General features: G+C 58.0%; 3 protein-coding genes. All 3 read right to left on the minus strand.

The window, feature by feature from the left end; translation table 11 throughout:
• Positions 1-323: 323 nt before the first annotated feature.
• Positions 324-1,148 (minus strand): replication initiation factor domain-containing protein, encoded by an 825-nt coding sequence (locus FAZ69_RS32900; RefSeq protein WP_136899631.1) that lies wholly within the window; start codon positions 1,146-1,148, stop codon positions 324-326.
• Positions 1,141-1,644 carry a hypothetical protein gene (locus FAZ69_RS32905; protein ID WP_136899633.1) on the minus strand — a complete coding sequence of 168 codons (504 nt, stop codon included), beginning with the start codon at positions 1,642-1,644 and terminating at the stop codon, positions 1,141-1,143. Before FAZ69_RS32905 ends, FAZ69_RS32900 begins: the two co-directional genes overlap by 8 nt.
• 176 nt (positions 1,645-1,820) lie before the next feature.
• On the minus strand, positions 1,821-2,155 hold a 335-nt coding region (locus FAZ69_RS32910), incomplete at its 5' end, for a hypothetical protein (protein ID WP_206171258.1).

A 2,155-nucleotide genomic window follows, 5' to 3' on the forward strand; every position in this document is an offset into this window, starting at 1 on the left:
CTCTCCTGCATCTCGAGGCTTAGATACCGCAGGCCTGAGACAACACGTTGGAAGTTCGGATGGACGCCTTGAGACAACTGGCGGAACGAATAGGCAGCATCGTCGGCACGAGCAACCCCCGCGCTATGATTGAAAACAGCCATGATTGAAACTCCGTAACAGTTTCGGTTTTGGTCAGAGAGCCGAGCGTGTTCCAGCACGTTCGGTTCTCGCTTCGAAAATCAAACTTAGTAGTACTACACACCGATACCGGTGTAGTAGCGCGGCTGTCCTCGTTCCCTGCGGGCAGGCGCGCTACTACACCCTACCGTCAACCCATACTGTTACTCCTCCGATCTACGAACACGAGCGATCATGTCTCGCAACGTAAGACCAACGCAGTCCCACGATCCTACATCCGCAGCGAGGCGAAGCAAGTGAGGGGCGTACTGGTAACACATGTGACGTAGCGCCGCCTCATCAGAGGTTCGACGCCGAACCGTCCCAGCTGGGAACGGATTGAGCTCACGCTTAAGCACCCTTGCAGCAAGCTCACGCGTAAAGGGCGACGCCCCCCACACCTCAAGTGGTTCGAGGCCGTTGTAGACCTCCCTAGCCTCTTTCTTAGGCCTAATCTGCACCTCAAGGCGAACCCAATCAGGATGGCCCAAGCCGCGGTATTCCTTCTGCTTACCCTTCTCATACAACCGCGTACGCACCACGCTCGTAGGAGCACCGAGATACATCGTCCGACCGTCTTCAGGTCTGTCCCAATCGCCTCGCTTCTCTCCCCACAAGCGGAACTGATCCTTTACGTCGACGACCTCACGCAACAGATCCTCCCAAGCACCCGGCTTATCGAGGTCATACGCCGAATCAACCCGCGTAACAGCATGCTCCGGATATCGCTTTCGAATAGCCGGGACAACCTCACGCGACGGCAAGCCCTTCACCTCGACCATCACCAGGTCCCCATGCTCGCCACCCCAAGCGACCGCCGCAGCCTCAGAGCCCGTTTCGTCGCGCAAACCTACCCGCGATTCGAACCCGTGATGCCCCCTGCCCTGGCGCATATCCCAACCAGCTTTTCTGCTTTCAAAGAGTAAGGAAATGACGTCGCCGACATCGACGCCTCGCATAGTCGCGGTGTAGGCGTCGAATTCAACCATTTTTCGCGCTCTTCCTTATGTGACGGGGCTTTGCGGCAAATTTCTCCGCTGTTTTCGCTACGGTCAATGGGGGATGTGACCCCCCTGTTAGAGAGGGGGTAGCCGTCGGCTCCGCCGCCGGCCGCCGACCGCTGCGGCCCAAGGGCTCGCTTGCGGTCCTCGGCCGTCTGCGTCGCGAGACTGCCTCAACCTCAGACAGCAAGTCAGCCTGCACCGCACCGACAGCCTGAAACACGTCCTCCGACAGCCCGAGAAGGCCCTCTATCTGCGTCTGAACGCGCTTCATGCTGCCAGCGACCTCTACCTTTGCTTCGTCCCGAATCGAGGCCGCAGCTTCGATGATGGTCGCCATGCGCGTGAAAACCTCCTCGTTCGGTTCGAGGAACTCGGCAATCAATCCGGACATGCTGTTGCCCGAAGCCTTGCTGAGCCGCTGTAGCACGGCGTAAAGGCTAGGTTTGAGCGTGACGTTGACTCGGGGATTGGTAGTAGGCATGTGACACCAGATAGGTAATGATGCACATCATAGTCAGGTGTAACACCTGACGCAATAGTGATGCGTAAGAGAGTTCTTACCGCAGCAGTCGGCATGGGATTGGGGGAGATCCGGCTTCCCCCAATCCCACACCTCCAGCGTACTCAGGCAGCGCCCGTCAAGGGTCCGCTACGCCGCTACGCGCCCTTGACGGAATCAGCGTAGTCGGTGACCACTTGAAGCAAGTGCAAAGCCTTGATACGCCCCTCCGCTTGATGCCTCATCGCATACGCCGTCGCAACTGCCAGAAGCACCGTATAAGCCTCATCGAGCGCGTCCCGAGACACCTCACTCTCCTGCATCTCGAGGCTTAGATACCGCAGGCCTGAGACAACACGTTGGAAGTTCGGATGGACGCCTTGAGACAACTGGCGGAACGAATAGGCAGCATCGTCGGCACGAGCAACCCCCGCGCTATGATTGAAAACAGCCATGATTGAAACTCCGTAACAGTTTCGGTTTTGGTCAGAGA

This window comes from Trinickia terrae (assembly GCF_005144415.1).
Lineage (GTDB): Bacteria > Pseudomonadota > Gammaproteobacteria > Burkholderiales > Burkholderiaceae > Trinickia_A > Trinickia_A terrae.

What these genes read in the sequence shown, in the direction of transcription:
- FAZ69_RS32900 (WP_136899631.1), bottom strand. Translation starts at nt 1,148, where the DNA reads ATGGTTGAATTCGACGCCTACACCGCGACTATGCGAGGCGTCGATGTC.
- FAZ69_RS32905 (WP_136899633.1), bottom strand. Translation starts at nt 1,644, where the DNA reads ATGCCTACTACCAATCCCCGAGTCAACGTCACGCTCAAACCTAGCCTT.